This is a genomic window from Knoellia koreensis, assembly GCF_013041615.1.
GTDB lineage: Bacteria > Actinomycetota > Actinomycetes > Actinomycetales > Dermatophilaceae > Pedococcus > Pedococcus koreensis.
Map to the genome: position 1 here is coordinate 1163599 of NZ_JABEPQ010000001.1, position 25728 is coordinate 1189326.

General features: G+C 70.9%; 28 protein-coding genes. 13 read left to right on the forward strand and 15 right to left on the reverse strand.

Annotated elements, in window-relative coordinates:
- Positions 1 to 104: 104 nt before the first annotated feature.
- Genes pdhA through HJG52_RS05690 form a run of 4 tightly spaced genes read left to right on the forward strand, consistent with a single transcriptional unit; the run spans position 105 to position 5583 of the window.
- Entirely contained in the window at positions 105 to 1208 is a 1104-nt protein-coding gene (gene pdhA, locus HJG52_RS05675; protein ID WP_171242509.1) for a pyruvate dehydrogenase (acetyl-transferring) E1 component subunit alpha, read from the forward strand.
- The gene (locus HJG52_RS05680) at positions 1205 to 2236 is read left to right on the forward strand and encodes an alpha-ketoacid dehydrogenase subunit beta (protein WP_171242510.1); all 1032 of its coding nucleotides are present in this window, start codon (positions 1205 to 1207) and stop codon (positions 2234 to 2236) included. The genes pdhA and HJG52_RS05680 overlap by 4 nt, the downstream gene beginning before the upstream one ends.
- Positions 2233 to 3549 (forward strand): dihydrolipoamide acetyltransferase family protein, encoded by a 1317-nt coding sequence (locus HJG52_RS05685; RefSeq protein WP_171242511.1) that lies wholly within the window; start codon positions 2233 to 2235, stop codon positions 3547 to 3549. Before HJG52_RS05680 ends, HJG52_RS05685 begins: the two co-directional genes overlap by 4 nt.
- Positions 3550 to 3585: 36 nt before the next feature.
- Positions 3586 to 5583 (forward strand): thioredoxin domain-containing protein, encoded by a 1998-nt coding sequence (locus HJG52_RS05690; RefSeq protein WP_171242512.1) that lies wholly within the window; start codon positions 3586 to 3588, stop codon positions 5581 to 5583.
- Here HJG52_RS05690 and HJG52_RS05695 read toward each other — a convergent pair.
- The 4 genes from HJG52_RS05695 to HJG52_RS05710 are packed head-to-tail and all read right to left on the reverse strand — an operon-like array spanning position 5561 to position 8934.
- A complete protein-coding gene (locus HJG52_RS05695) occupies positions 5561 to 6181 on the reverse strand; it encodes a histone deacetylase (RefSeq protein WP_206069930.1) in 621 nt (206 codons plus the stop codon). The genes HJG52_RS05690 and HJG52_RS05695 overlap by 23 nt on opposite strands.
- Before the next feature lie 36 nt (positions 6182 to 6217).
- Complete coding sequence (locus HJG52_RS05700) at positions 6218 to 6973, reverse strand: FAD:protein FMN transferase (RefSeq protein WP_346767584.1); 756 nt, start codon at positions 6971 to 6973, stop codon at positions 6218 to 6220.
- Positions 6970 to 7500 (reverse strand): FMN-binding protein, encoded by a 531-nt coding sequence (locus HJG52_RS05705; RefSeq protein WP_171242514.1) that lies wholly within the window; start codon positions 7498 to 7500, stop codon positions 6970 to 6972. The genes HJG52_RS05700 and HJG52_RS05705 overlap by 4 nt, the downstream gene beginning before the upstream one ends.
- A gap of 9 nt (positions 7501 to 7509) precedes the next feature.
- Entirely contained in the window at positions 7510 to 8934 is a 1425-nt protein-coding gene (locus tag HJG52_RS05710) for a ferredoxin reductase family protein (RefSeq protein ID WP_171242515.1), read from the reverse strand.
- 108 nt (positions 8935 to 9042) lie between these two features.
- Here HJG52_RS05710 and HJG52_RS05715 point away from each other — a divergent pair, with 108 nt between their 5' ends.
- A complete protein-coding gene (locus HJG52_RS05715) occupies positions 9043 to 9603 on the forward strand; it encodes a TIGR03086 family metal-binding protein (RefSeq protein ID WP_171242516.1) in 561 nt (186 codons plus the stop codon).
- Positions 9604 to 9663: 60 nt separating this feature from the next.
- On the opposite strand, the gene HJG52_RS05720 is transcribed toward HJG52_RS05715, so the two are convergent.
- The 7 genes from HJG52_RS05720 to HJG52_RS05750 form a co-directional block, all read right to left on the reverse strand.
- Positions 9664 to 10338, reverse strand: coding sequence for a nucleoside/nucleotide kinase family protein (locus HJG52_RS05720; RefSeq protein ID WP_346767585.1), 675 nt, complete (start codon positions 10336 to 10338; stop codon positions 9664 to 9666).
- Entirely contained in the window at positions 10329 to 11078 is a 750-nt protein-coding gene (locus HJG52_RS05725) for a TSUP family transporter (protein WP_171243110.1), read from the reverse strand. The genes HJG52_RS05720 and HJG52_RS05725 overlap by 10 nt, the downstream gene beginning before the upstream one ends.
- Positions 11079 to 11111: 33 nt before the next feature.
- On the reverse strand, positions 11112 to 11888 hold the full coding sequence (locus HJG52_RS05730) for an HAD family hydrolase (protein ID WP_346767587.1): 777 nt from the start codon (positions 11886 to 11888) through the stop codon (positions 11112 to 11114).
- Between the two features lie 26 nt (positions 11889 to 11914).
- On the reverse strand, positions 11915 to 13756 hold the full coding sequence (locus HJG52_RS05735; RefSeq protein ID WP_171242518.1) for a proline--tRNA ligase: 1842 nt from the start codon (positions 13754 to 13756) through the stop codon (positions 11915 to 11917).
- A 203-nt stretch (positions 13757 to 13959) separates the two neighbouring features.
- Positions 13960 to 14361, reverse strand: coding sequence for a DoxX family protein (locus tag HJG52_RS05740; protein ID WP_346767588.1), 402 nt, complete (start codon positions 14359 to 14361; stop codon positions 13960 to 13962).
- A complete protein-coding gene (locus HJG52_RS05745) occupies positions 14358 to 14627 on the reverse strand; it encodes a hypothetical protein (protein ID WP_171242519.1) in 270 nt (89 codons plus the stop codon). Before HJG52_RS05745 ends, HJG52_RS05740 begins: the two co-directional genes overlap by 4 nt.
- Positions 14624 to 15469, reverse strand: coding sequence for a GNAT family N-acetyltransferase (locus HJG52_RS05750; RefSeq protein WP_171242520.1), 846 nt, complete (start codon positions 15467 to 15469; stop codon positions 14624 to 14626). Before HJG52_RS05750 ends, HJG52_RS05745 begins: the two co-directional genes overlap by 4 nt.
- 100 nt (positions 15470 to 15569) lie before the next feature.
- Here HJG52_RS05750 and HJG52_RS05755 point away from each other — a divergent pair, with 100 nt between their 5' ends.
- A complete protein-coding gene (locus HJG52_RS05755; protein ID WP_171242521.1) occupies positions 15570 to 15959 on the forward strand; it encodes a helix-turn-helix transcriptional regulator in 390 nt (129 codons plus the stop codon).
- Positions 15960 to 15991: 32 nt separating this feature from the next.
- Here the strand turns inward: HJG52_RS05755 and HJG52_RS05760 are convergent, their stop codons facing one another.
- The 3 genes from HJG52_RS05760 to HJG52_RS05770 form a co-directional block, all read right to left on the reverse strand.
- The gene (locus tag HJG52_RS05760) at positions 15992 to 16312 is read right to left on the reverse strand and encodes a hypothetical protein (RefSeq protein ID WP_171242522.1); all 321 of its coding nucleotides are present in this window, start codon (positions 16310 to 16312) and stop codon (positions 15992 to 15994) included.
- A gap of 183 nt (positions 16313 to 16495) precedes the next feature.
- The gene (locus HJG52_RS05765) at positions 16496 to 17545 is read right to left on the reverse strand and encodes a WD40 repeat domain-containing protein (protein ID WP_171242523.1); all 1050 of its coding nucleotides are present in this window, start codon (positions 17543 to 17545) and stop codon (positions 16496 to 16498) included.
- Positions 17542 to 18096 (reverse strand): RNA polymerase sigma factor, encoded by a 555-nt coding sequence (locus HJG52_RS05770; protein WP_171242524.1) that lies wholly within the window; start codon positions 18094 to 18096, stop codon positions 17542 to 17544. Before HJG52_RS05770 ends, HJG52_RS05765 begins: the two co-directional genes overlap by 4 nt.
- 186 nt (positions 18097 to 18282) lie before the next feature.
- Here HJG52_RS05770 and HJG52_RS05775 point away from each other — a divergent pair, with 186 nt between their 5' ends.
- Both HJG52_RS05775 and HJG52_RS21205 read left to right on the forward strand, forming a co-directional pair.
- A complete protein-coding gene (locus HJG52_RS05775) occupies positions 18283 to 18795 on the forward strand; it encodes a VOC family protein (RefSeq protein ID WP_240977178.1) in 513 nt (170 codons plus the stop codon).
- 122 nt (positions 18796 to 18917) lie between these two features.
- A complete protein-coding gene (locus HJG52_RS21205; protein WP_277352074.1) occupies positions 18918 to 19043 on the forward strand; it encodes a hypothetical protein in 126 nt (41 codons plus the stop codon).
- Positions 19044 to 19058: 15 nt separating this feature from the next.
- On the opposite strand, the gene ispG is transcribed toward HJG52_RS21205, so the two are convergent.
- Positions 19059 to 20219 (reverse strand): flavodoxin-dependent (E)-4-hydroxy-3-methylbut-2-enyl-diphosphate synthase, encoded by a 1161-nt coding sequence (gene ispG / locus HJG52_RS05780; RefSeq protein ID WP_171242525.1) that lies wholly within the window; start codon positions 20217 to 20219, stop codon positions 19059 to 19061.
- A 126-nt stretch (positions 20220 to 20345) separates the two neighbouring features.
- Here ispG and HJG52_RS21210 point away from each other — a divergent pair, with 126 nt between their 5' ends.
- The 5 genes from HJG52_RS21210 to HJG52_RS05805 all read left to right on the forward strand — a co-directional run bounded on the left by HJG52_RS21210 (position 20346) and on the right by HJG52_RS05805 (position 25621).
- Positions 20346 to 21518 carry a histidine kinase gene (locus HJG52_RS21210; RefSeq protein ID WP_171242526.1) on the forward strand — a complete coding sequence of 391 codons (1173 nt, stop codon included), beginning with the start codon at positions 20346 to 20348 and terminating at the stop codon, positions 21516 to 21518.
- Positions 21515 to 22162: a response regulator gene (locus HJG52_RS05790; RefSeq protein WP_171242527.1), complete on the forward strand. Its 648-nt coding sequence runs from the start codon at positions 21515 to 21517 to the stop codon at positions 22160 to 22162. Before HJG52_RS21210 ends, HJG52_RS05790 begins: the two co-directional genes overlap by 4 nt.
- Positions 22163 to 22336: 174 nt before the next feature.
- Positions 22337 to 23116 carry an ABC transporter ATP-binding protein gene (locus HJG52_RS05795; RefSeq protein WP_171242528.1) on the forward strand — a complete coding sequence of 260 codons (780 nt, stop codon included), beginning with the start codon at positions 22337 to 22339 and terminating at the stop codon, positions 23114 to 23116.
- Positions 23113 to 24504: an ABC transporter permease gene (locus HJG52_RS05800; RefSeq protein ID WP_171242529.1), complete on the forward strand. Its 1392-nt coding sequence runs from the start codon at positions 23113 to 23115 to the stop codon at positions 24502 to 24504. Before HJG52_RS05795 ends, HJG52_RS05800 begins: the two co-directional genes overlap by 4 nt.
- A gap of 190 nt (positions 24505 to 24694) precedes the next feature.
- Entirely contained in the window at positions 24695 to 25621 is a 927-nt protein-coding gene (locus HJG52_RS05805) for a hypothetical protein (RefSeq protein WP_171242530.1), read from the forward strand.
- The last annotated feature ends 107 nt before the right edge of the window (positions 25622 to 25728 follow it).

Sequence of the window (25728 nt, forward strand, 5' to 3'; positions counted from 1 at the left end):
CCAATTGTGGACGTTTGGCCCATCGTAGGCGCCTTGAGGACGACAAGTTCTCGACATTGGCGACCAGGTGGAACCCATCGTGCCCGCTACAGCAGGATCTCGGCATGCATCGTGGCATCGACTCCCTCCTCCCGTCCGAGGAACCGGTCCAGCACCTGGGCGCCGACGGCCGGCTCACCCCGCTCGGGGAGAGCGCGAAACCGGACGACGAGGCACTGCTCGAGGGGTATGCCGCGCTCGTCGCCGCCCGTCGGCTCAACGACCAGGCGTACGCCCTGGTGCGGCAGGGCCGGCTCGCGGTCTACCCATCGTCACACGGGCAGGAGGCCTGCCAGGTGGCGGCGTCGCTGGTCCTGGGCCGCCAGGACTGGTTGTTCCCGACCTACCGCGACTCGGCTGCGGTGGTGGCGCGCGGTGTCGACCCGGTCGAGGTGCTGGTCCTGCTCAAGGGTGACTGGCACGCGGGCTACGACCCACGCGAGCACCAGGTGGCACCGCAGGCGACCCCGCTCGCGACCCAGCTGCTGCACGCGGTCGGCGTCGCCCACGCGGCCACCCTGCGCGGCGAGGACACCGTCGTCATGGCGTTGTGCGGCGACGGCGCGACGAGCGAGGGCGACTTCCACGAGGCCCTCAACTTCGCGGCGGTGTTCAAGTCCCCCGTCGTCTTCTTCGTGCAGAACAACGAGTACGCCATCTCCGTGCCGCTGGCCCGCCAGTCCGTCGCGCCTTCCTTGGCACACAAGGGAATCGGCTACGGCATACCCGGCGAGCGGGTGGACGGTAACGACCTGGCCGCGCTCCTGTCCGTCCTCGGCGACGCGGTCACCCGCGCGCGCGACGGTGAGGGCCCCCAGCTGGTCGAGGCACACACCTACCGCATGCAGGCGCACACCAACGCCGACGACGCGACGCGCTACCGCAACGACGCCGACGTGCAGGCATGGGTGCACCGCGACCCGCTGACCCGGGTCGAGACCTACCTGCGCGGGCGCGGGCTGCTCGACGACGCCAAGGCGGCCGACCTCGCCGAGGCCGCGGAGGTGGTCGCCGCCCGGGTGCGCGACGGCCTCAACACCGACGTCGAACCCGACCACCGCAAGCTGTTCGACCACGTCTACGCCCGGCGGACGCCACAGCTCGAGGAGCAGGCTGCCCTGGTCGCCGACGAGCTGAGCCGCGAGACCGCGACGGAGGACGCCCGATGACCGCCACGATCCAGGCCCCTGCCCCGACCACGACCCCGGCCCGGGGTGTCGAGACGCTCACCATGGCGCAGGCACTCAACCGGGCCCTGCGCGACTCGATGGCGCAGGACGAGTCGGTGCTCGTCTTCGGCGAGGACGTGGGCCCCCTCGGCGGCGTCTTCCGCATCACCGACGGCCTGACCGCCGAGTTCGGCGACCAACGCTGCTTCGACACCCCGTTGGCCGAGGCCGGCATCATGGGTTTCGCCGTGGGGCTGGCGATGAACGGCATGCGCCCGGTCGTGGAGATGCAGTTCGACGCGTTCGCCTACCCCGCCTTCGAGCAGGTCGTCAGCCACGTCGCCAAGCTGCGCAACCGCACCCGCGGGGCCCTCAGCGCGCCCATCGTGATCCGCATCCCGTATGCCGGTGGCATCGGTGGGGTGGAGCACCACTGCGACTCCTCCGAGGCCTACTACGCGCACACGCCGGGGCTGCACGTCGTCAGCCCGTCCACCCCGGCCGATGCCTATGCGCTTCTGCGGGCGGCGATCGCCTCGCCGGACCCCGTCGTGTTCCTCGAGCCGAAGAAGCTCTACTGGGCCAAGGGCCAGGTGGAACTCGACGCCCCAGCCGGCGAGATCGGGACCGCGCGCGTCGTCCGCGAGGGTACCGACGCGACCCTGATCGCCTACGGCCCCTCGGTGCCCACCGCACTGGAGGCCGCCGAGGTCGCCGCGACGGAGGGTCGCAGCCTGCAGGTGGTGGACGTGCGCTCGATCGTTCCCTTCGATGACGAAACCGTCTGTGCCGCAGTGCGATCCACTGGGCGCGCCGTCGTCATCGCGGAGGCGTCGGGGTTCACCAGCGTGGCCTCGGAGATCGCTGCGCGGGTGACCGAGCGCTGCTTCCACCACCTCGCGGCGCCGGTGCGCCGGGTCACCGGGTTCGACATCCCGTTCCCGCCTCCGAAGCTCGAGCACTTCCAGCTGCCGAGCGTCGACCGCATCCTCGACACCGTCGACGAGCTGAACTGGGAGGACGCATGAGCGACCGCACCTTCCTCCTGCCGGATCTCGGCGAGGGACTCACCGAGGCAGAGATCGTGCGCTGGCTCGTCGCCGAGGGCGACGACGTCACCGTCGACCAGGCCATGGTCGAGGTCGAGACCGCCAAGTCTGTCGTCGAGGTGCCCTCACCGTATGCCGGCCGCGTCCTCACCCAGCACGCGTCCGAGGGCGAGACGCTCGAGGTCGGCAAGCCGCTCGTCACCGTGGGCAGCGGAGCCGACTCGGCAGCGTCGCAGCCGACGCCCACGACGACGGAAGGCGACGACACCCCGGGACGCGAGGCCGCGGCATACCGGGAAGAAGAGAAGGCCGGGTCGGGCAACGTCCTCATCGGTTATGGCACCAGTGCCGAAACCGCACACGCGCGGCGACGCCGACGGCGGACCGTCGCTGACGTCACGTCGGAGCCGACCGCGGCGCCCGCGCAGCGCGCGGTGCCGAAGGTGTCCTCTCCCATCGTGCGCAAGCTCGCCGCCGACCACGGGCTCGACCTCCGGTCGCTCACGGGCACTGGACGCGACGGGCTCATCACCCGGGCCGACGTCGACCGGGCCATCGACACGAGCTCGACGCCGCCCTCCGACGCCCCGGCCAAGACCGGCGGTGAGACGCGAATTCCGTTGACCGGCTTCAGGAAAGCGGTCGCGACGACCCTCAGCCGAAGCCGTTCGGAGATCCCCGAGGCGACGGTCTGGGTCGACGTCGACGCCACCCCGCTGTGGGAGCTGCGCGAGCAGACGCGCAATGCCGCAGCGCCCGGACCGGGGCTGCTCGCCTACCTGGCCCGCTTCACCGTCGCCGCGCTGCGCCAGCACCCCGTGCTCAACTCCCGGATCGACACCGAGCGCGACGAGATCGTGCAGCTCGACCAGGTGAACCTCGGGCTCGCCGTGCAGGGTGAGCGCGGACTCGTGGTGCCGGCGGTCATGGGGGCCGAGCGGCTCACCACGTCCGAGCTCGACACCGAGATCCGTCGCGTCACCGCGAGCGCTCGTGCGGGCCGCTCGACGCAGGAGGAGCTGACCGCGGGGACGTTCACCCTCAACAACTACGGCAACTTCCGCGTCGACGGCAGCGCCGCGATCATCAACCACCCGCAGGTCGCGATCCTGGGGTTCGGGCGGATGATCGAGCGGCCCTGGGTCGTCGACGGGGCCATCGTGCCGCGCCGCATCACCCAGATGTCGTTCGTCTTCGACCACCGCGTCTGCGACGGCGGGACGGCCGCCGGCTTCATGCGCTCGGTCGCCGACGCCATCGAGAACCCAGCAGGAGCCATCGCCGGGCTCTGATGGCTGCGGCCCGGAGGCCGTGAGAGGGTCGGAAGCATGCCCAACCGGCTCGCGGACGCCACCTCCCCCTACCTGCAGCAGCACGCGGACAACCCCGTCGACTGGTGGGAGTGGGGGCCCGAGGCGTTTGCCGAGGCGAGGCGGCGGGACGTGCCGATCCTGCTCAGTGTCGGGTATGCCGCGTGCCACTGGTGCCATGTGATGGCCCACGAGTCGTTCGAGGACGACCTCGTCGCGGCCGCGGTCAACGCCGACTTCGTGCCGGTCAAGGTCGACCGCGAGGAGCGACCCGACGTGGACAGCGTCTACATGGCCGCCACCACCGCACTGACCGGTCAGGGCGGGTGGCCGATGACGTGCCTGCTGACGCCGGACGGCGACCCGTTCTTCGCGGGCACCTACTTCCCCAAGCCGCAGTTCCTGCAGCTGCTCGGCCAGGCATCCGCTGTGTGGCGCGAGCAGCGCGACCGCGTGCTCGAGAGCAGCACGCACATCGCCAGCCGGCTGCGTGAGATCACCACTGCCACAACGCCTCTGCCCATCGACGCGGAGGGTCTGGACCGGGCCGCCGCCATCCTGCGCGGCCAGTTCGACGACGCCCGTGGCGGGTTCGGTGGGGCACCGAAGTTCCCGCCGTCGATGGTGCTGGAGTTCCTGCTGCGGCACCACGCGCGCACGGGCTCGGCCGACGCCCTCGCGATGGTGGGCGCCACCTGCGAGGCCATGGCACGCGGCGGCATGTACGACCAGCTCGGCGGTGGCTTCGCGCGCTACTCCGTCGACGCCGACTGGGTCGTGCCGCACTTCGAGAAGATGCTCTACGACAACGCGCAGCTGCTGCGCGTCTACGCACACTGGCTGCGCGCGACCGGCAGCCCCCTGGCCCGTCGTGTGGTCCGCGAGACCGCCGACTTCCTCGTCCGGGACCTGCGCACCACCGAGGGCGGCTTCGCCTCGGCCCTCGACGCGGACACCGTCGTCGACGGACACAGCAGTGAGGGTCTCACCTACGTGTGGACGCCCGCGCAACTCGTGGACGTGCTCGGCGATGAGGACGGCCGCCGGGTCGCCTCCCTGTTGGGGGTCACCGAGACCGGAACCTTCGAGCACGGCACCTCCACCCTCCAGCTGCGTTCTGACCCCGACGACGAGCAGTGGTGGTATGCCGCGCGCGAACGTCTGCTCGCAGCGCGGGCCGAGCGCCCGCAACCGGCACGTGACGACAAGGTCGTCACGTCGTGGAACGGTCTGGCGATCGCCGCCCTCGCCGACGCCGCAGTCATCACCGGCGACCAAGAACTCCTCGAAATCGCAAGCAGGGCAGCCGAATTCGTAGTCGACACCCACCTGGTCGACGGTCGCCTCCGCCGTTCCTCCAAGGATGGGCGAGTAGGACAACCCGCAGGCGTGGCCGACGACTACGGCAACCTCGCCGAAGGGCTGCTCGCCCTGAACCAGGCAACCGGCGACCCGCGCTGGCTCGGCATCGCCAAGGACCTCCTCGACACCGCCGTCGAGAGCTTCGCCGCCGAGGACGGCGGCTTCCACGACACCCCGGCCGACGGAGAGCAGCTGCTGCTGCGCCCTCGCAACCAGGCCGACAACGCCGAGCCGTCCGGGCAGTCCGCCCTCGCTGGTGCCCTCCTCACCTGCTCGGCACTGACGGGAGTCCCGGTCATGCGCGAGCGCGCCGACGCCGCCCTCGCGGCTGCCGGTCAGCTCGCCACTCGAGACCCGCGCTTCGGTGGCTGGGCCCTCGCCGTCGCCGAGGCGGCCGCGGCTGGGCCGCTCCAGGTCGCCGTCGTGTCCCCGACCCCGGACGATCCCCGAGCCCGGAAGCTGCTCGCCATCACCCGTGCCGCAACCAGTCCCGGTCTCGTCATCGCCCCCGGTGCCCCCGACACCCCCGGCACCCCGCTGCTCGCCGAGCGTCCGCTCGTGGCCGGCGGCGCGGCGGCATACGTCTGTCGCGGTTTCGTCTGCGACGCCCCGGTGACCGAGCCCGGCGACCTCAGGAACGCACTGGCCCGCTGACAGCGCGGTGCAGGGCGTCCCGGTCCCAGGCCGGGGCGACGCCGGGGCACTCGAGGAGGTAGTCGACGATGGCTTCGACGTCGAGGCCGTGGGACTCGCGCAGGCCCGCCGCGATCGTCGTGAGGTATGCCGCTGTGGGCGAGTTGCGTTGCAGTACAGCGGGTTCCGGGGTGGTGAAGGTGAGGACCGGGCGCCCGTCGAGCTCGCCGACAAGGTGGAGGGACTCGTAGCGACCCGGCCCGGTGTCGTGCCGGGTGTCGCGCAGGACGTGGGTCAGGTCGAGGTCAGCCCCGGGCTCGCGGTGCATCTCTTGCGCGGCCACGTCGGCGAACTGCTGGTCGGTGAGCAGGTAGGCGCGGGCCAGGGTCGCACCGGCGGAGTCCGCGTCGTAGAAGGCGATCCCGCCACCCCACGTCGGCGAATGCCACCCGAAGAACACCTGTCCGGGCAGGGTCAGCGGGCAGTCATCCTCGGGCCCAGCCTGATTTCGGGCGCCCGGATAGGTGCGAGTCGCACCGGTCGGTCGCCCGCCGCGCAGGTAGGTGAGGAACCGCTCGCGGGACAGGTTGCTGCCGTAGCTCGCGTACCAGACCTGCACCCTCACCACGGTGCCACAGTCACCGCTGTCTCGGAGTCAGAGGACGAGGTGTCGGTATGCCGGGTGCTCCCCTTCCAGCGTCTGCGTGGCGACCGCGGGGTCGACGAACAGCGCCGTCGCCCACACGTCGGCCCACAGCAGGCTCGGACCCCACACCGTGGCCGAGCCGGGCCGGCTGATCGGGGCGCCGTCGCGAGGGTCGCGGAGGTGGGCCCCACGGGCTGCCGTGCCCGAGGTCGCCAGGCCCCCGCAGGTGAGCTCGACGGTGGCGGCCACCCGACCGGTGTGTCGCGGGTCCTCGATGCCGATGGTCCACGGAGACGGGTCGTGGCCCGGGCCGAAGCCGGCCACCAGGTCGCCACCAGCGTTGATGCAGAACGAGATTCGCGGGACGTGCGCCAGGTGTCGCGCCGCTCCCTCGACCGCCCAGCCCTTGACCAGGCCAGTCGGGTCGTAGGCCCCGGCGTGGTACGGGCTGAACAGTCCGCCGGTTCGCAGGTGTGCGAGCGCGCACAGGCCGCTCACCTCCGCCAGCCACGGGTGCGCGTCGGCTGCGTCGAGATCACCCCGCGACGAGCGCATCAGCTCGCTGTCGACGCGCCACGTGCTGAAGACGTCATCGACGCGGCTCAGGTGCGAGAACGCCTGTGCCACAGCAGTTCTCGCATCTGGAGACTCCACGTCGCCCCTTGCTCCGCGTAAGTGGATCGACACCGGCATACCCATGACGTGCTCGACGAAGGCGCGCCGACTGGTGTCCGCCACCTCGGTCGCGAACGACGCGGCGGTCACAGGTGCGCCTGGTCGATCGCGGACTGGAGCGACTGGAGGTAGCCCTCGCTGGTCACTGTCGCGCCGGAGACCATGTCGATGCTCGCGCTCTGCTGTTGCACGACCTCCTGGTCGAGGATCGGCAGCGCGTAGCCGTTGATCTGGGCGTCCTCGTGGTTGCCGTTCGGGTAGACGACGGCCTCGGACTTGGTGATCGTGCCGTTCTCCACGGTGATCTGCACCTGCACCGGCCCCCACCGGGTCTGCACCGTGTCGCCCGAGTAGGTCGTGCTGCCCGACGAGGTTCCGGACGAGCTCGATCCGCTGCTGGACGAGCTCGGCGAGTCGGACGAGCTCGAGCCGCTGACCGATCCGGATGAGCTCGAGCTGTCGCTGCTGCCGGAGCTGCTCGACCCGGCGACGGTCGGCGCCTGGGCCACGGTGCCCGCGGCGCTCGCGACGCCGGAGCCGGCGGTCGAGGTGTGGTAGCTGAACAGCAGCACCAGCGAGGTGAGGGTGGACAGGGACCAGACGGTGATGCGTCGCACGGGATGCTCCTAGTAGCTGAAACGTTCGAGGTGGATGTGCTCGGCGGGGACGCCGCAGGCGAGGGCGGCCTTGCGCGCGGCCGTCATCCAGCCGTCCGAGCCGCAGACGTAGACCTCGTGCTCGGCGACGTCGGGGACGAGCTCGGCCAGCGCCTGCGCATCGGTGAGGTGGGCGGCTGACTGCGGCAGCCAGCTGTCGCGACCCACCAGGCGCGACCCCAGGACGGTTACGTAACGGGCGCCCCGCTGCCCCGCGAGGGTGTCCAGCTCGGCGCAGTGGACGAGCTCCTCGGCACTGCGTGCACGGTGCACCACGGTGACGTCGCCCGGCTGCTGCGGCAGCCCCTCGAGCAGGGCACGCATCGGCGTGATGCCGATGCCGGCGCCCATCAGGAGCACCTTGCGGCGGGTCCGGACCCCGTCGTGGAGCCGCCCATAGGGGCCCTCGACTAGGACGCGCGTGCCGGGCTTCAGCGTCGCCAGCCGCGTCGACCCATCACCGAGATGCGCTGCGGTGAAACGCAGTTCGCGACCGCTCGGTGCGGCGGACAGCGAGTAGGGATTGGCCCGCGACCACCCGGGCCCGCCGAGGAACCGCCACTGGAAGAACTGTCCCGGCCGGGCCGCGAGCCGCGCCACGCCGGGCCCGCCGACCACGACCGACGTCACGCCGGGCCCCTCCTGCGCCACTGCGACCACGCGAAGCGGCGCGCGCAATGAGCGCCACGCAGGCACCCCCAGACGGAACACGAGCACGGCACCCGCGCACGCGGCATACAACGTCCACCAGAACACGGTCGCGGTGCGCGAGCTGAGGAACTCCTGACCGGTCCACAGCTGGTGCGGGAGGGCCAGCCCGGCGCCGAGGTAGCCGTAGAGGTGGATGAGGTGCCACGACTCGTAGCGCAGTCGGCGCCTCGCCCTCTTGACCGAGGTGACCACGACCATGCACAGGGCGAGGGTGCCGGCGATGGCGAGCAGCATGCCCGGGTAGTTGAGCGTGAAGTCGACGATCGTGCCCCACAGGCCGAGCGGGCTCGCGGCGGCATACCCCAGGGTGATGAGGACGAGGTGCGCCCACAGCAGGGTGAACGACGTGAACCCGACATAGCGGTGGGTGCGCGCCAGACCGTCCTGCCCCCACGCCTGCTCGAACCACGGCACCCGCGCCATGAGGAACACCTGCACCAGCAGGAGGGCCGAGGCGACGAGCCCGGTGAGGCGGCCGATGCTCGTGAGAGCACCGGAGACCGTGCCGAGCTCCTGGATGCCACCGCCTGCAACCCAGAGGGCGACGACGAAGGTGAGGATCGCCCAGAAGAGTGAGAGGGACGCGTCGCGCCACCAGTGCGGCACGGGCCGGGGCGTGCGATGGCGGTATGCCGCGTCGGCGGCTGTGGAGCCGGGAGCGGCATCCGCGGTGGTCGTGGTCATGGTTGGAGTGTCAGGGTCAATGCTGTGTGGTTGCTGTGGGACGGCCATGACGCCGGTGGGAGTCCGTCCCGGGGAGCAGCTGTCACCAAGGCGTGGTTGTCTGGCGGCATGGCAGACGACACGAACGACAGCGGCACCACCGACAACGCGGCCTCGGTGGCCGCGCTCGACACCGGGCTCGACCAGCTCGCCGAGCTGGTGGCGACCGTGGGGCCGGACGACCTCGACAAGCCCACACCGTGCACCGACTGGCAGGTGCGCGACCTCGTCGACCACGTGCTCCACAGCACCGCCGGCATGGCCAAGGCCGCGCGGGGCGAGCAGGTGGACTGGTCGGCGCCCACACCCCACGCCGACGACCCGGTGGCTGCCTTCGGCGAGCGTGCGCAGGAGCTGCGGACGGTCATGGCCGACGCGGGCGATGCCGCCAACGCCGACTGGCAGCTCGCCGAGATCGCCACGCACAGCTGGGATCTCGCGACGGCGCTGGGCCGCTCGACGGCCGACCTCGACCCGGTGGTGGCCGAGCGCGGGTTGGCATTCATGCGGTCACAGCTGACGCCGGACAAGCGGGGGGCAGCCTTCAAGCCCGAGCAGCGGGCCCCGGAGGGTGCGGACGCCTACGGCCGCATTGCGGCCTTTGCCGGCCGAGAGGTCCGGCAGACCTAGGCAGCCGCCATCCATCGACGGGCCAGCGCGGCTGACGGCGCGGCGGGCCGGGTCGACGCGTCAGCCAGGTGCGACGATGCGGCCGTCGACGACCACGAGGTCGGCACCCGTTGATTCGCGCAGGACCCTGCGGGCGTTGGCCTCGTCGGACCGGTCGACCCACGCCGTCGCGTCGGCAGGCTCGCGCCCCGCTTCGACATGGCGGACGATGAGCCGCTCGCGGCGCACGTCGTCGGCCAGCGCCACCAGCCACGCCTCGTCGAGCAGGGCCCGCACCGGCCGCCAGGCCGGGTCGTCGAGCAGCAGGTAGTTGCCCTCGGTGACGACGACGTCCACCTCCACCCCGATGGCGATCGCATCGGCCTCCGCCTCCCCCACCGCATGGTCGAAGGCCGGTGCGGTCACGACCCGGCGCGGTGAGGTGCGTAGCGAAGCCAGCACCGCGGCATACCCCTCTGCGTCGAAGGTGTCGGGCGCTCCCTTGCGGTCGCGACGCCCGAGCCGGTCCAGTTCCGCGTTGGGAAGGTGGAAGCCGTCCATCGGGACGTGACCCACGCGGCCGCTCAGACCTGGGTCGGCACCGACCGTCGCGAGCAACCCGGCCACGAGCGTCGTCTTGCCGGCACCGGGCGGTCCTGCGATCCCGAGCACCCGACGGCGACCGTCGCCGCGCGCCCGATCGGCCAGCGCGCGCACCCGGCTCACCAGTCGCGGGTCGACTGCGGTCAGGTCCACAGCCCGAACACCTGACCGCCGATCCGCACGATGAAGGCGACCAGCACCACGACGAAGACGACCCGCACGAACCGGCTGCCCCTGGCCACCGCCATGCGCGCGCCGGTGTAGCCCCCGAGCAGGTTGGCCGCCGCCATGACGAGGCCGATGCCCCACATGACGTGGCCACCGGGCGCGAAGACGGCGAGTGCGCCGAGGTTGGTGGCGAAGTTCGCGATCTTGGCCTTGGCGCTGGCCTCGAGGAAGGCGTAGCCCATCAACCCGACGAGCGCGAAGACGAGGAACGAGCCGGTGCCCGGGCCGAGGGCGCCGTCGTAGACACCGATGCAGAACCCGGTGATCATCGCGACGACGGTGTGCCGGTGCCCGTCGAAGCGCAGCGCGGTCTCCTGCCCGAGGGCCGGTCGAGCGATCGTGTAGGTGCCGACGAGGACGAGCATCACGAGGATGATCGGGTTGAAGGCCGACTTGGGGATGTGCAGGCCGATGAGGGCACCGGCCGCCGACCCGACGAAGGCCACGGCAGCCATCGGCAGCGCCGTGCGCAGGTCGGGCCTCACTCGGCGCCAGTAGGTGAGGGACGATGTGGCGGTCCCGGCGATCGACGCAATCTTGTTGGTGGCCAAGAGCTGTGCCGGCGACGCACCGGGGAAACCCAGCAGCAGCGCGGGCAGCTGCACGAGGCCACCGCCACCCACCACGGCGTCGATCCAGCCCGCGCCGAACCCGGCCAGGGCCATGAGCAGGACGACGGAGAGCTCGACGTCCCCCACTCAGCGCCGCCCGCGGGACGGCTCCGCCAGGGCGCACCACTCGGCCACGATGTCGAGCACGTCGCCCAGCTCGTTGACCTGGCCGTCCGGCGTGACGTCCACCGCCACCTGCTGCGACACCGGGATCTCGCTGTGCGGCACCCAGATCGCGCGCATGCCCACCTGCTGCGGACCGTGCACGTCCTCGTACGGCCGGTCGCCGACATAGACCGCTCGCTCGGGCGCGACATCGACCGCGGCGCAGGCTGCCTCGAACGCCTCGGCGTGCGGCTTCACGACATGGATCTCCGAGGAGTAGACGTCGCCGTCGATGAGGTCGAGCACCCCGTCACGCTCGAAGATGCCCCGGTGGTAGTCGCGCGACCAGATCGTGTTGGAAAGAACGCCGACGCGAATTCCCCTGTCGCGCAAGGCTTCCCACAGTGGTCGGACCTGTGGGTCGGTGAACGTGTGCGGTTCCCAGAAGCCTTGGTATGCCGCGAGCGCCAGGTGGTGCCGGTCGTGCGCCGGGTCGACGCCGGCGTCGGCGAGGATCGCGTCGATCGACGCGCTCTCGTGGGAGTCGCGACCGCGCGCCCAGGCCCGGTCCTCGGCGGCGAGGATGCGCGCGGCCAGGTCCTCGGCAGCCGCCAGGTCCTCCTTCGACACCTCGTCCGAGTCGACCGGCACACCGTGCACCTCGCGGGCGAAGACCCGCCACTGGCTGGACATGTCGACCGTGTGCCACGGCGTCAACGTGCCGCCCCAGTCGAAGATCACCGCCTCGACCGTCTGCACCTCCGCGTGCTCCCCCGCCGCCGCCATCAGGACCCGGCGCTCCCCGTGCCCTCGGCGTTCGCGGTGTCCACGGCTTCCTTGGCGCCCGCGCCGCCGCGCACCTCGCGCACGATCTCGGCCACGGCGTCGCCGACGGCGACCTCGCGACGCTCACCGCTGCGGCGGTCCTTGATCTCGATGACGCCGTTCTCGAGCGACTTGCCCACGACGACGATGGTCGGGACGCCGATGAGCTCGGAGTCCTTGAACTTCACGCCGGGGCTGACCTTCTGCCGGTCGTCGTAGAGCACCGACAGCCCGGCGGCCTCGAGCTCACGGGTCAGCTGCTCCCCCGTCTCGAAGACCTCGGGGTCACGTGTGACGTCCTTGCCGGTCGCCACGAGGTGCACGTCGACCGGGCTGAGCTCGCGCGGCCAGACGATGCCGAGGTCGTCGTGGTTGCCCTCGACGACGGCAGCGACCGCGCGCGAGACGCCCACGCCATAGGACCCCATGATGACGGTCTGGAGCTTGCCGTTCTGGTCGAGCACCTTGAGGTCGAGCGCCTCGGCGTACTTGGTGCCGAGCTGGAAGATGTGCCCCATCTCGATGCCTCGGGCCGACTCCAACGCGTGCCCGCAGGACGGGCAGGCGTCGCCGACCCGCACGTCTGCGGCCTCGATGACACCGTCGGCCTCGAAGTCGCGACCCTTCACCAGGTCGATGAAGTGCTGGCCCTCCCAGTTCGCACCGGTCACCCAGCGCGTGCCGTCGACGACGCGCGGGTCGAGCAGGTAGCGGATGCCGGACGTGCCCTCCGACCCGAGCACGTTGGGCCCGATGTAGCCCTTGACGAGAGTCGGGTTGGCGGCAAAGTCCTTTTCCTCGAAGGGTTCCACGCTGGCCGGCTCGACCTGCGCACCCAGTCGCTTCTCGTCGATCTCGCGGTCACCGGGGATGCCGATGGCCAGCGGCTCGCGCGTGCCGTCGGGGTGAACGAGCGTGACGAGCACGTTCTTCAAGGTGTCCGCAGCCACCCACTCGCGCCCGTCCGAGCGCGGGAAGTGCTCGTTGAGGTGGGCCACCAGGGTCTCGATCGTCGGGGTGTCCGGCGTCGACTCGGCGTGCGCACCCGGCGTCCCCTCGAAGGGGACCGCCTCGGGAACCGGCACCCGCACGGCCTCGACGTTCGCGGCATACCCGCAGTGGGGGCAGTGCACGTAGGTGTCCTCGCCGTTCTCGGCGGTCGCGAGGAACTCCTCGGACTTCGAGCCGCCCATGGCGCCGGCCATCGCCTGGACGATGACGTAGTGGAAGCCGAGCCGGTCGAAGATGCGGATGTAGGCGTCGCGGTGCAGCTGGTAGCTCTTGTCGAGCCCGGCCTCGTCGATGTCGAACGAGTAGCTGTCCTTCATGACGAACTCGCGCCCGCGCAGGACGCCCGCGCGCGGCCGCGCCTCGTCGCGGTACTTCGTCTGGATCTGGTAGATCGCGAGCGGCAGGTCCTTGTAGGACGAGAACAGGTCCTTGACCGCGAGGGTGAACATCTCCTCGTGCGTCGGCCCGAGCAGGTAGTCGTCGTCCTTGCGGTCCTTGAGCCGGAAGATGTTGTCGCCGTACTCCTCCCAGCGCCCGCTCGCCTCGTAGGGCGCCTTGGGCAGCAGCGCCGGGAACAGCAGCTCCTGCGCGCCGATCGCGTCCATCTCGTCGCGGACGATCTTCTCGACGTTGCGCAGCACCCGCAGGCCCATCGGCAGCCACGTGTAGATGCCGGGGCTCACCCGGCGGATGTACCCGGCCCGGACGAGCAGCTGGTGACTCGGCACCTCGGCGTCCGCCGGGTTCTCGCGAAGGGTTCGCAGGAACAGGGACGACATGCGCAGGGCCACGTGGCTCTCCTTCGGGTGGTGGAGGCCCCGTCGCGGGGCCGCCGCCAAGGATATCGGCCGGTATGCCGCCCGCTCACCGCGGTTTCGCCCGTCCCCTCCCAGCCGTGGCCCCTCGTGAACTTTGGGCCAAAGTTCGGCCAGGACGGGAAGGTTCACAGCACCGGCGAACTTTGGGCCAAAGTTCGCCAGGGTATGCCGCGTGGTCAGGGGCGGCGAGAAGCCTTGAGGGCGGTGCGGATGAGGGGCAGCTGGAGCGGCAACCGGGCCAGGGTGGCAGCGAACGCGACCCGCGACGAGGTGTCCTGCCGGCGCTGCGCCCGCTTGCCGTAGTTGGCGCTCATCTGGACGTTCCCAGGCGCGACGGCGACCAGCAGCGCGGCACTGGCCCACCCGGCATACCGACGCGTCCTCGGGTGCACCAGCCCGGCCGCGCACACCAGCTCGGCCACGCCGGACAGGTAGACGATCTCGCGGCGACGCGGCAGGGACTTCGGCACGAGCGGCTCGAACACCTCCGGCTTGACGAGGTGCGTGGTGCCGGAGGTGGCGAACAGCGCGGCGAGTCCGGCGATGTCCTTGGTCAGCGGTGCGGCGGGAGTCCTCACGAGCCGCCATCCTGCCGCAGCCCGCGCACCCGCGCGCGCCACCACAGCGTGAGTCCCACCACGGAGACGACCGCCAGGGCGATGCCGACCACGAGCCACGTGCGGCCGCGGGTGTCCTGCCCGGGCACCGCCACGAGGAACACCCCGAACGCCAGCAGACTCCCCCAGAACCACGCCCCGAGGGTGCCCGGCCCGGCCGGCTCGCTGTCCGACGCAGGTTCCGGCGCGGGCTCCGGCGCGGACGAGGTCGAGTGGTCGTCGGTCACAGCAGGACGGTCGAGAACGAGCCGACCTCGACGAACCCGACCTTCTCGTACGTCGCGCGGGCGCTGGCGTTGAAGTCGTTGACGTACAACGTGACCCAGCGCGCCCGGGTCGTCATCACCTGCTCCACGACCGAGGCCATCAGGGCCGTCGCGAGCCCCTGCCCGCGCAGGTGCGGCGCCAGCCACACACCCTGGATCTGCGCGCACCCGAGCGCCACCGACCCGACGTCGGCCTTGAACACGACCGCGCCGTCCTCGATGACGACGAACGTGTGGCCGCGGTCGATGAGGGCGAGCAGCGCCGACCGGTATGCCGCGCCGGAACCGGTGTAGGGCGGGTAACCGATCTCGCCCTCGAACATGTGCGCCGCAGCCGGCATCACGAGGTCGACCTCGTCCTCGGTCGCCGGTCGCACCCGCTCGTCGAGCTCGACCCCCCGGCTCGAGGGCAGCGTCGTCATGCTCATGAGGGGTTGGTTGGACCGCACGGCCCGCGCCGGACCCCACGTCGGCTCGAGCTGGCGCCACAGCTCGGTCACCTGTTCCTGCGGCCCGAGGATCGACGCGCAGTGCCGCCGCCAGCGCCGCACCCGCTCGGAGAACCAGCCCAGGCTCTCGTCCGTGGCCTCGACGGGCACGAGGTTGGCGCTGGACCAGCACAGCGACTGCAGCCGGCCGCCCTCCTTGTGCCCGAGCACCGTTCCCGGCTGGGTCTGCAGGGCACCCTCGAGCAGTCGCGCGGCCACGAACACGTTGGCGGCCAGGTCGCGCGAGCAGACCTCGAGGGCGGAGTCGCGGTCCGACGCGGACAGTGCCTGGACCGGGTTGCGGGTGCGGAGCACGAGGTCAGCCTACGGTCACGGCCGCGCGCCCACCCGGTCAACGCCGAGACCGCCCTCGAGACCGCGTGCCATCGGCGTCGCGGCTGCGAGACTGTGGATCATGGAGCGCGACGACCTGGTCCGGCTGCGGCAGGCCCGCGACCGGATCGACCGCGACTACGCCGAGCCGCTCGACGTGCCGTCGCTCGCCCGTGCGGCGCACATGTCGACCGGCCACTTCCAGCGGTCGTTCAAGGCGGCCTTCGGTGAGACTCCCTACTCGTGGCTGATGACCCGCCGGGTCGAGCGCGCGATGTGGCTGCTGCGGGGCGGCTCGAGCGTCACCGACGCCTGCATGGAGGTCGGCTGCACCTCGCTGGGGTCGTTCAGCGCGCGCTTCACCGAGCTCGTGGGCGAGACCCCGAGCGCGTATGCCGCGAGGTCCCACGAGGGGCTCGTGGGAGTTCCCGGGTGCATCGCCAAGCAGGTGACCCGCCCGCGGCGCGAGTGACGAGTCGGTCCTCGCCGCTGGTTCGTGTCCGCTCAGCGGGCGGAGCTGTAGGCGGGCGCCTCGGCTGCGTTGGAGGACCCGGCATGCCCGCCGGTGAGCTCGCTGCGGTGCTCTGCGGCGTTGGCCGAGGAGGTGCCGTTGGTGACGGTGCCCCAGGTGGCGAACAGCGTCGAGCCGTACAGGATGCTGCCAGTCGAGCCCTCTGCGTCGTGCCAGCTTCTGTGCAGGCCTCGTGTCGTGGTTCCTTCGCCTCGGGTCGAGGCGTGCGCCGCGGCGCAACCCGCGCCCAGCGAGATCGCCGCGGCGACAGCGACCGCAAAGGCAGGCAGCCGGTTGGTGTGTGTGCGCTTCATGGCGTGTCCCTTCTACTGACTGGTTGAGGTGTCTGGCTGAGGTGCCTGGCTGGGGTTCCTGGTGACTGTGTTGTCCCTGCTGGGCGGCTGAAGGCAGGCTTGCGCCGACCTCGCTCCCGCCGGGTGGTCCCGCGCAGCTGGAGCGCGCATCGTGGTGTGGGTGAAGGAGATTCGGTCCGGCGGTCAGGGCGGAGCCGGGACCGAACGCCATGCGACCGTGCCGATCCAACGCACGGAGTCGTTGATGGGGGCGGAGAACAGTGTGGTGAGGCGGCGGTCGGCTCCGACCTCGACCACGCTGGCGCGGTCCCGACCCACGGCGGACACGACCACGCGCCCTTGCGGTGAGACGTCCATCGACGGGCGCACCGGGGTGTAGCACTCGCAGTGGCCGAGCTGAGCGACGACGCGCACGTCCTTGCCGTCGGCGCGGATCTCGCGCACCGAGAGGTCGTTGCTGTGGCCGTCCTGAAGGCCACGCCACTGCAGGTACAGGAAGCTGCGGCCTCCCGGCAGCCACCGGGGATCGCCGACGTCCACGTGGAGGTCGAAGGTGCACACCAGCTCGGAGTGACCGCTGTCCAGGTCGACCGTCATGACGGCCTGACTCGTCCCGGCCGTGCCGGTCATGGCGACCTGGCCGGCCATGTTCACGTCCAGCCCGGTGATCGACCAGTTCGAGGGCAGGGGGACCGTGCTCGCCGTGCCGACGCCGACCGGGATCAGCACCAGGGCGTGCGGTGCTGCCGTGACAACGCTGGAGGAGTCCGGGGACCAGGCCACCGGGCACGACGCCTGCCGGCACGGGCCGAGCTTGCGGTCGCCACCGGTGGCGATGTCGACGACGTGCACAACATCGCCGGCGCTGTAGGCGAGCGCCGAGCCGTCCGGGGCGAACGACATGGACGCAGCCGCATTCGCTTTGACCTTGGCGGTCAGTGTCGGCAGCGACCCACCGAGCGCGGTCAACCCGGCCATGCCGTCCTGGAAGACGAGTGTCTCCACCGTCGTGGGACGGGGCGGGGTGGCGGGCAGCGCCTGCCGGCGCGGCCACGGGGTGGTGAGGACGAGCAGCGCGATCACCGTGGCCGCTACGGCGGCCACCGCCCAGCCGACTCGCCTGCGGTTTCGGGCGTGGTGCAACGCGCTCAGCCCGGTCTCGACGTCAAGGGTGCGCTCGGTGTCCGCCCACAGGTCGGCCGCTGCGCTGCGTGCGAGCTCGTCGAGGCTCATGGCTGCACCTCCGCTGGACGACCCATGCTGCGAGCGAGCGACTGCCGTGCGCGGCTCAGGTGCACCTTCACCGAACCCTCGGAGACCTCAAGCGTGCGGGCGACCTCAGCCACCGAGAGGTCGAACACGTAGAACAACGCCACCACCTGGCCCTGTCGTCGCGGCAGGGACCGCACGAGCCGCCAGAAGTCCTCGGAGGTGCCGCTCTGCTCGACGACCTGCGGCGCCCCGGTCCGCCGGAACGCCCGCACCTCCGCCAACCCGCGCCGGAACTGCGAGACCGCCAGGTTGGCGCAGACCCGGCGCACGTACGCCTCAGGGTGCGCCAGCTCCCGGACCGTCGACCAACGGCGGTAGGCCACCATCATCGCCTCCTGTGCCACGTCCTCCCCCAACCCGGGCGGGGCCAGCGCCCGAGCCAGCACCACCAGCCCCGTGAGTTCGGCGCGGTAGAACTCCTCGAACGAACGGCCGTGCTCGGTGAAGAAGGCCGGCGCAAGCCCCTCGCCCGGCTTCGGCAGCCGGGCGTCGACCCGCGGGGCGTTCGTCATGCCCACTGATCGCCTCAGGGGCACCCGTGGGTTGACACTGGGGGACAGATTTCAGGACGCCGGCCCATCCCGTCACGATCCCAAGGAGGCAACCGTGAGGGATCCACCGCAAGTTGGAGGTCGCTACGAACGTCTGGTCAGGATCGGAGAAGCGCTCCGGCGCGACCCCGCCATAGCGTCACCGCCATGACCACGACACAGGCAAACCAGACACCGTCCACCACGACCCCGGCGGCCATGAAGTCTCTGGCCGTCGCGAACGTCTTCGTCTTCACCAACGACACCGAGGCATCGCTGTCCTTCTACCGCGACACCCTCGGGTGCGCCGTCCACACCGACGTGACCAACGGCAACTTCCGCTGGGTCACCCTCACCCCGCCGACCCAGCCGGAGCTCGAGATCACCGTGCACAACTACACCGGTGGCGGGTCGATCCCCATGTCCGACTCCGATGCGGAGGCGTTGCACGACCTGCTCGCCAAGGGCCTGCTGGCCGCGCTGATCTTCAACGTCGACGACGTCGACGCGGTGTTCGAGCACGTGCAGGCATCTGGTGCCGAGGTGCTCCAGGAGCCGGCAGACCAGTTCTACGGGGTGCGCGACTGCGCGTTCCGCGACCCGGTCGGCAACATGGTGCGGTTCAAGCAGGACCTCCCCGCCGACCGGGTGCCGGCCCAGCCGAGCGACTGGCAGGAGTGACGCGTGTGCCACCCGCAGTGGCAAGCCGCGAGGGCCAAGGCAGCCGCCTCGGCCCTCGCGGCCTCAGCCTGTGCCGGGCAGGCCGGCGCATCACCGGGTGCGCAGGTGGGTAGACAGGAGCCATGCGCCTCGGAAGAAACGTGGAAGTCCGTCCGCTCGGTGGCGGTCCCGGCTGCCTCGCGATGATCGCAATCTCGGTCCTCGCCTCGGTCGTCCTGACCGTGCTGCTGAACCTGCTCCTGCGCTGAGGCGAACCGCCGCCCTCAGCCGACGGTGACGGTGGGTGCTCCAGCGGACTCACCGTCGACGGGCTCGCCCATCTCCTCGGCGATGCGCATCGCTTCCTCGATCAGGGTCTCCACGATGGCCGACTCGGGCACGGTCTTGATGACCTCGCCCTTGACGAAGATCTGGCCCTTGCCGTTGCCGGAGGCGACACCGAGGTCGGCCTCGCGGGCCTCGCCGGGACCGTTGACGACGCAGCCCATGACGGCGACGCGCAGCGGCACCTCCATGCCCTCGAGTCCCGCGGTCACCTCGTCGGCGAGCTTGTAGACGTCGACCTGCGCGCGTCCGCACGACGGGCACGACACGATCTCGAGCTTGCGCGGGCGCAGGTTGAGCGACTGCAGGATCTGCGTGCCGACCTTGACCTCCTCGACCGGAGGCGCCGACAGCGAGACGCGGATGGTGTCGCCAATTCCCTTGGACAGCAACGCTCCGAACGCCGTCGCCGACTTGATGGTGCCCTGGAACGCCGGCCCGGCCTCGGTCACCCCGAGGTGCAGCGGCCAGTCGCCGCGCTCGGCCAGCAGCTCGTAGGCGCGGACCATGACGACGGGGTCGTTGTGCTTCACCGAGATCTTGAAGTCGTGGAAGTCGTGCTCCTCGAAGAGCGACGCCTCCCAAACGGCCGACTCGACCAGGGCCTCGGCGGTCGGCTTGCCGTACTTCTCCAGCAGCCGCTTGTCGAGCGAGCCCGCGTTGACGCCGATGCGGATCGAGACGCCGGCCTCCTTGGCGCGCCGCGCGATCTCCCCCACCTGGTCGTCGAACTGGCGGATGTTGCCCGGGTTGACGCGCACGGCCGCGCACCCGGCGTCGATCGCGGCATACACGTAGTTGGGCTGGAAGTGGATGTCGGCGATCACCGGGATCTGCGACTTGCCGGCGATCGCGGGCAGCGCCTCGGCGTCGTCGCGGCTCGGGACGGCGACGCGCACGATGTCGCACCCGGCCGCGGTGAGCTCGGCGATCTGCTGGAGCGTCGCGTTGACGTCCGTGGTCGGGGTCGTGCACATCGACTGCACCGAGATGGGTGCGTCGCCGCCGACGTCGACCTTGCCCACCTTGATCTTGCGCGTCTTGCGCCGGGGCGCGAGGACGGGCGGGGGCAGGGCCGGCATACCGAGACCAACACTCATGCGTCCATTATCCGTCATCGCCCGCGAGCCCCTCACCGCGGTGGGTGGTCGGGTCATCCTCGAGAGGTATGCCGCGTGGTCCCGCGGGCGGACGCGCGCGGCTTGCGTGCCCCCTAGCCTTGGCGGGTGACCGATGTGTGGGGCGATGCGTGGCGGCCGTCGCGGCGCGGTGTTGCGCTCGACGTGGTCGGGGCTGCCGGCTTCACGCTGGTGATGGCCCTGCTGCACGGGAGCCTCGGCCGTTCGGCGGTCGTGGCGGCGGTGTTGCTGGGCCTGGCGTTGGCCGTCCGCCGGGTGTCCTGGCAGGCGATGTCCGTGTTGGCCTTCACCAGTGCCGTGGTGCAGGTGACAACCTTCAACATCGCCTATCTGGCCGACGCGGCATACCCCCTGCTCTTCTTCACCCTTGGTGGCCACCGGGCGCCCACGGTGCGGCGCTTCGGACTCGTCGCAGCGGTGGTGGCGACCGTGGTGGGTGGACTCTTCCCCGCGCTGGTCCAGGACGCGCCGCAGCGTTCGATCTTCGAGACCGTCGCCGTGTGTGCCGGGCTGGCGGCCCTCACGGCGGTGTTCACGGCTGGCGGATGGGTCGCGGGATACCTGCGGTGGCAGCGCCGCCAGGCCGTCCAGGCTCGCGTCGATGCCCAGCTCGAGGCGGCCGAGCGACGCCGCCTGGGCGAGCTCTACGACGTCGAGCAGGAGCGGCGACGCATCGCCGCCGACATGCACGACGTGGTGGCGCACTCCTGGGCCGTCGTCGCGGCCCAGAGCGACGGGGCACGCTACGCGCTGCGGCAGGACCCCGCGGCCGCGGAGCGCGCCCTTGAAGTCATCGGCGACACGGCGCGGACGGCGATCACCGACCTGCGCACCATCGTCGCGCAGCTGCGCGACCCCGCGCTGGCGCCGACCACACCCGGCTACGCCCAGCAGCAGGAGGTCATCGACCGCATGCGCGCCTCCGGGATGGACCTGCAGGCGCGCGAGACCGGCACCCGCGACGAGTCACCGCTGGTGGCGTTGACCGCGCACCGGCTCCTCGCCGAGTCGCTCACCAACGCACTCAAGCACGGGGACCTGTCGGAACCGGTCGTGCTCACCCAGGACTGGGACGACGGCTACCGTCTCACCGTGACCAACCGCGTCAGCGCCACCCCGGCAACCGACGGCGACACGGGGCACGGGTTGGTCGGGATGGCCGAGCGGACCACCGTGGCGGGCGGCACCTTCGAGGCCGGGCGTGAGGGTGATGTGTGGGCCGTCCGGGTGCACCTGCCGACGGCGGGAGGATCGTCGTGACAATCCGCGTGGCGCTGGTCGACGACCAGGCGATGTTCCGCGCCGGCATCGCGATGGTGATCGGCAGCCAGGACGACCTGGAGGTCGTCGGCGAGGCCGCCGACGGCGCCGAGGCGGTCGCCCTGGTCACCTCGGCTCGCCCCGACGTGGTCCTGATGGACGTCCGTATGCCGCGGATGGACGGAGTCGAAGCGAGCCGAAGGATCGTGGCCGAGTTCGGCGACAGCGCACCAAAAGTGTTGGTGCTGACCACTTTCGACCTCGACGATCTCGTGGCCGACGCGATCGAGGCAGGGGCGAGCGGGTTCGTCCTCAAGGAGTCTGCGCCCGAGCTGCTGCTCGCGGCGATCCGCGCCGTGGCCGACGGCACCCAGGTCGTGGCAGCCGGCGCGACGCGAGCCGTCTTCGAGCGCTTCCGGGAGCGCGCAACGACGGCACCCGGTGCGGAGTACGAGCGACTCACCCCGCGCGAGCGGGAGATCATGCTGCGGGCGGCACAGGGGCTGTCGAACGCCGAGATCGCCGAGGCCGAGTTCCTGTCCGAGGCCACCGTGAAGACGCACGTCTCGCGCATCCTCACCAAGCTCGACCTGCGCGACCGCGTGCAGCTCGTCGTCTACGCCTACGAGCACGGCCTCCTCTGACGCCTCGACACATACCCCCCGTTGCGCGACGAACGTCGGGTCAGCAAGCCGAGGTATGCCGCGCAACGAGGGTTATGCAAGGGTCGCCACCACGCGGCATACCTCTTGAGATGTATGCGAAATCGATCCCTGGCCTGATGTGGCGACCCCCGCCTGGTCCCTAGCGTTGCAGGCATGACTTCATCAATCTCCTTGCAGCACAACCAAACCCAGCCGGTGCTCGCGATGCACCAGGTGTCCAAGCTCTATGGCGAGGGCAGCGGTCGCGTGGCCGCGCTCGACGAGGTGAGCGTCGCGATCCCGCGTGGTGGGTTCACCGCGATCATGGGCCCGTCGGGCTCCGGCAAGTCGACGTTCATGAACGTCGCCGCGGGTCTCGACGACGCCACGAGTGGCGAGGTCGTGCTGGCCGGCCAGCCGCTGTCCAAGCTCGGCGACGAGGGACGGACGGTCCTGCGCCGTGAGCAGGTGGGCTTCGTCTTCCAGGCCTTCAACCTCGTGCCCACCCTGTCGGCGCTGGAGAACATCCTGCTGCCGTTCGACCTCGCTGGCCGCAAGGTCACGGCCGAGCAGCGGCAGTGGATCGACCAGCTCGTACACACCCTCGGCCTCGCCGAGCGCATCGACCACCGCCCCAGCGAGCTCTCGGGTGGCCAGCAGCAGCGCGTCGCCATCGCGCGCGCCCTGGCGAGCCAGCCGGCGATCATCTTCGCCGACGAGCCCACGGGCAACCTCGACTCGCGCAGCTCGCGCGAGGTGCTGACCCTGCTGCGCACGGCCAGCCGCGAGTACGGCCAGACCATCGCCATGGTCAGCCACGACCCGGTCGCCGCGTCCTACGCCGACCGCATCCTCGTCATCGCCGACGGTCGCATCGTCGGCGACCACGGCCCGCTCACGCCGCAGCAGATCTCCGACCTGCTCATCGGCTTCGAGATCGGAGCCCCGGCATGAACGCCCGCAATCTCACCCTTGGCTCGTTGCGCGAGCTGGGCACGGTCGGCCTCGTGGCCGGGCTGTGCGGTGCGTATGCCGCCACCCTGATCATGGCTGCGTCGATGCTGGGCGCGCTCGATGACGGCAGTGGCAGTGGTGCCGACGCCATGCTGACCGTCGTGGCGAGCGTGTTCATCGGTATCGCCCTCTACGTCGGCACCGTCGTCATCATCAACGCGGTCGACACCGTCATCTCGGGGCGTCTGCGGCACATCGCCCTCCTGCGGCTCCTCGGTTCCAGCGCCCGCAGCCTGCGCCGGTCGGTCATGCGCAGCACGGTCACCGTTGGGGCGGTTGGCGCAGCCGCCGGTCTCCTGGCGGGCACGGCGCTGGCCGACGTCGTCCGCATCGTCCTCGTCTCGCGGGGCACGATGCCGAAGGGGGACTACCCACTCGTGAGCCCGCAGCTGGCCGTCGCGTTCGTGCTGATCGCGGCGTCCGCCATGGTGGCCGGCTGGCTGGGATCCCGTGTGGTGCTGGGGGTTTCGCCTGCGACCGCACTCGCCGGCACCACGGCATACCGTCGCGCTCCCCTGCGCAAGTCGGTGCTGCGCGCGGTCCTCGCCGTGCTCTTCCTCGGTGGCGGGTTCGCAGTGCTGGGCCTCGGTGCCATGGTCGGCGAGTCGTCGGAGATGGGCTTCTTCATCGCCTTCCTCGGATCGGTCGCGTCGGCGACGGGCCTGCTCATCGGGGCACGGTTCGTCATCCCGCGCGTGGTCTCGATGTTCAGCCGGCTGCTCGGGGGTGACCCGTCGAGCCGCATCGCCCGGCGCAACGCCGTGCTCGACCCCCTGCGCACGACCCGGTCCACGATGGGACTGGTCATCGGGGTGACCCTCGTGACGACCTTCGCCTCGGGCATGCGAGCGCTCAGCGACTCCGTGTCGTCCTGGGATCTCGACCCTGAGCAGGCCGCCATGGCGCGCCAAGTGCTGAGCGTCGCCTCGACCGTGCTGATCTGCATCATCGTGATCTCCTCGATCATCGCCGCGGTCGGGTTCGTCAGCACGATGTCGCTCACCGTGCTGCAGCGGCACCGGGAGATCGGGTTGCTGCGCGCCTTGGGCTTCACCCGCTCGCAGGTGCGGACGATGATCACCAAGGAGTCCGTGGCCCTCTCTGCGTCGGCGGTGCTGTTCGGGATCGCCCTCGGGTTGGTCTATGGCACCCTCGGGGCCCAGTCCCTGGTTGGCGTGATGACGACCGGGCTCGTGTGGGGGCTGCCGTTGCCCGCACTCATCGTGATCGCCCTCGCCGGTCTCGTGCTGGTGCTGGTGTCGTCGCGCCGTCCCGCCCGCCGGGCCGTCGCCGTCACCCCGGTCGAGGCCCTGCGCATCGAGGCCTGAGCCCTCCCCGACTTGTTGCCGGTCGCTCGGCATGCGGCGACCACAACGCGTGAGTATGCCGAGTGGCCGGCAACGAGTCGCGCGGTGGGGCATCGGACCCTGTGGACAAGCCCTCGGACTCGAGTTGTATTGCTGCTTCACTGGCCCGATGGGAACGGGGAAGGATGAGGACAAGCTGCGGATGTCAGCGTTGGACGCCGAGATTCGTTCTGCGGCAACAGATTCAGCCTGCGAGGCCACGCTAGCAGCTCGGACGCAGGCTCTCTTCACCGAGGTCCGACGACTTGAGCTGCTGGTCGAGGAGCGTCGTCAACGCGCCCTCGACGAGGCTCGGGACGTGACGCGATTGGAGCGCACGTCCTGGACGCGAGGGTTGGCGAGTTTTCGGGGACGCCTCTCCCGTGACATCGAGCGGGAGAGCGCCGAGGCGTCCGAGGCCAGTGACGCCCTGAGCGATGCTGAGGCGAAGCTGTCTCAGCTGCGACGGGAGCGGGATGCGGTCGTGGCGCAGGCCAAGCAGGTCCAAGGCGCGTCGGATCGCCTGGGCGCAGCCATGGAGGCGAAGGATGCAGCGCTACGCGCGTCAGGGTCGTCGGTGGGGCTCCGCCTGGCTGAGTTGGCCGAGCAGATCACCAGATTCACCGTGGAACTGTCGCGTCTCGACCACGTCGCGGCCCTGGGTGAGGGAGCCGACCTGGACCTGGGCCGTGCGCTGGAGTCTGCCCGGTCCACCGACGTGTGGGCGTCGGTGGACACCGTCGGCGGCGGCCTGGTGGCATCCGTCGCCAAGTTCGAGCGTCTCGAGGGTGCTGAGCGCGAGCTGGCAAGCGCCCGGGCGAGCGTCGACCGCTTTCGCAGGGAACTACGGGGCAGCCATGTTCCACGGGTTCCTGAGCTCTCCGTCGGCAGGACGGCCAAGGTGGTCGACATTCTCGCGGACAACCTGCTCAGCGACCTGGCGGTTCAGCAGAAGGTCCGCGGTGTCGCCGCCGAGCTCGAGAACACTCGACGGCAGGTCCAGCGTGCGCTCGACGACGTGCGTCGGAAGGCTGCCGACGCCCGAGCACGGCTGGCCGGCCTGAACGAGGATCGCCGCGCCCTGCTCATGCCGGAATGACCCCCCGCACTTCGGGCCACCCACGCTTGACCCGCACCGGCACACCGAGCCGCAGTGGCCCGAAGTCGAAGACCGCCAGCACTTCGGGCCACCCGCGCTTGGTCCGC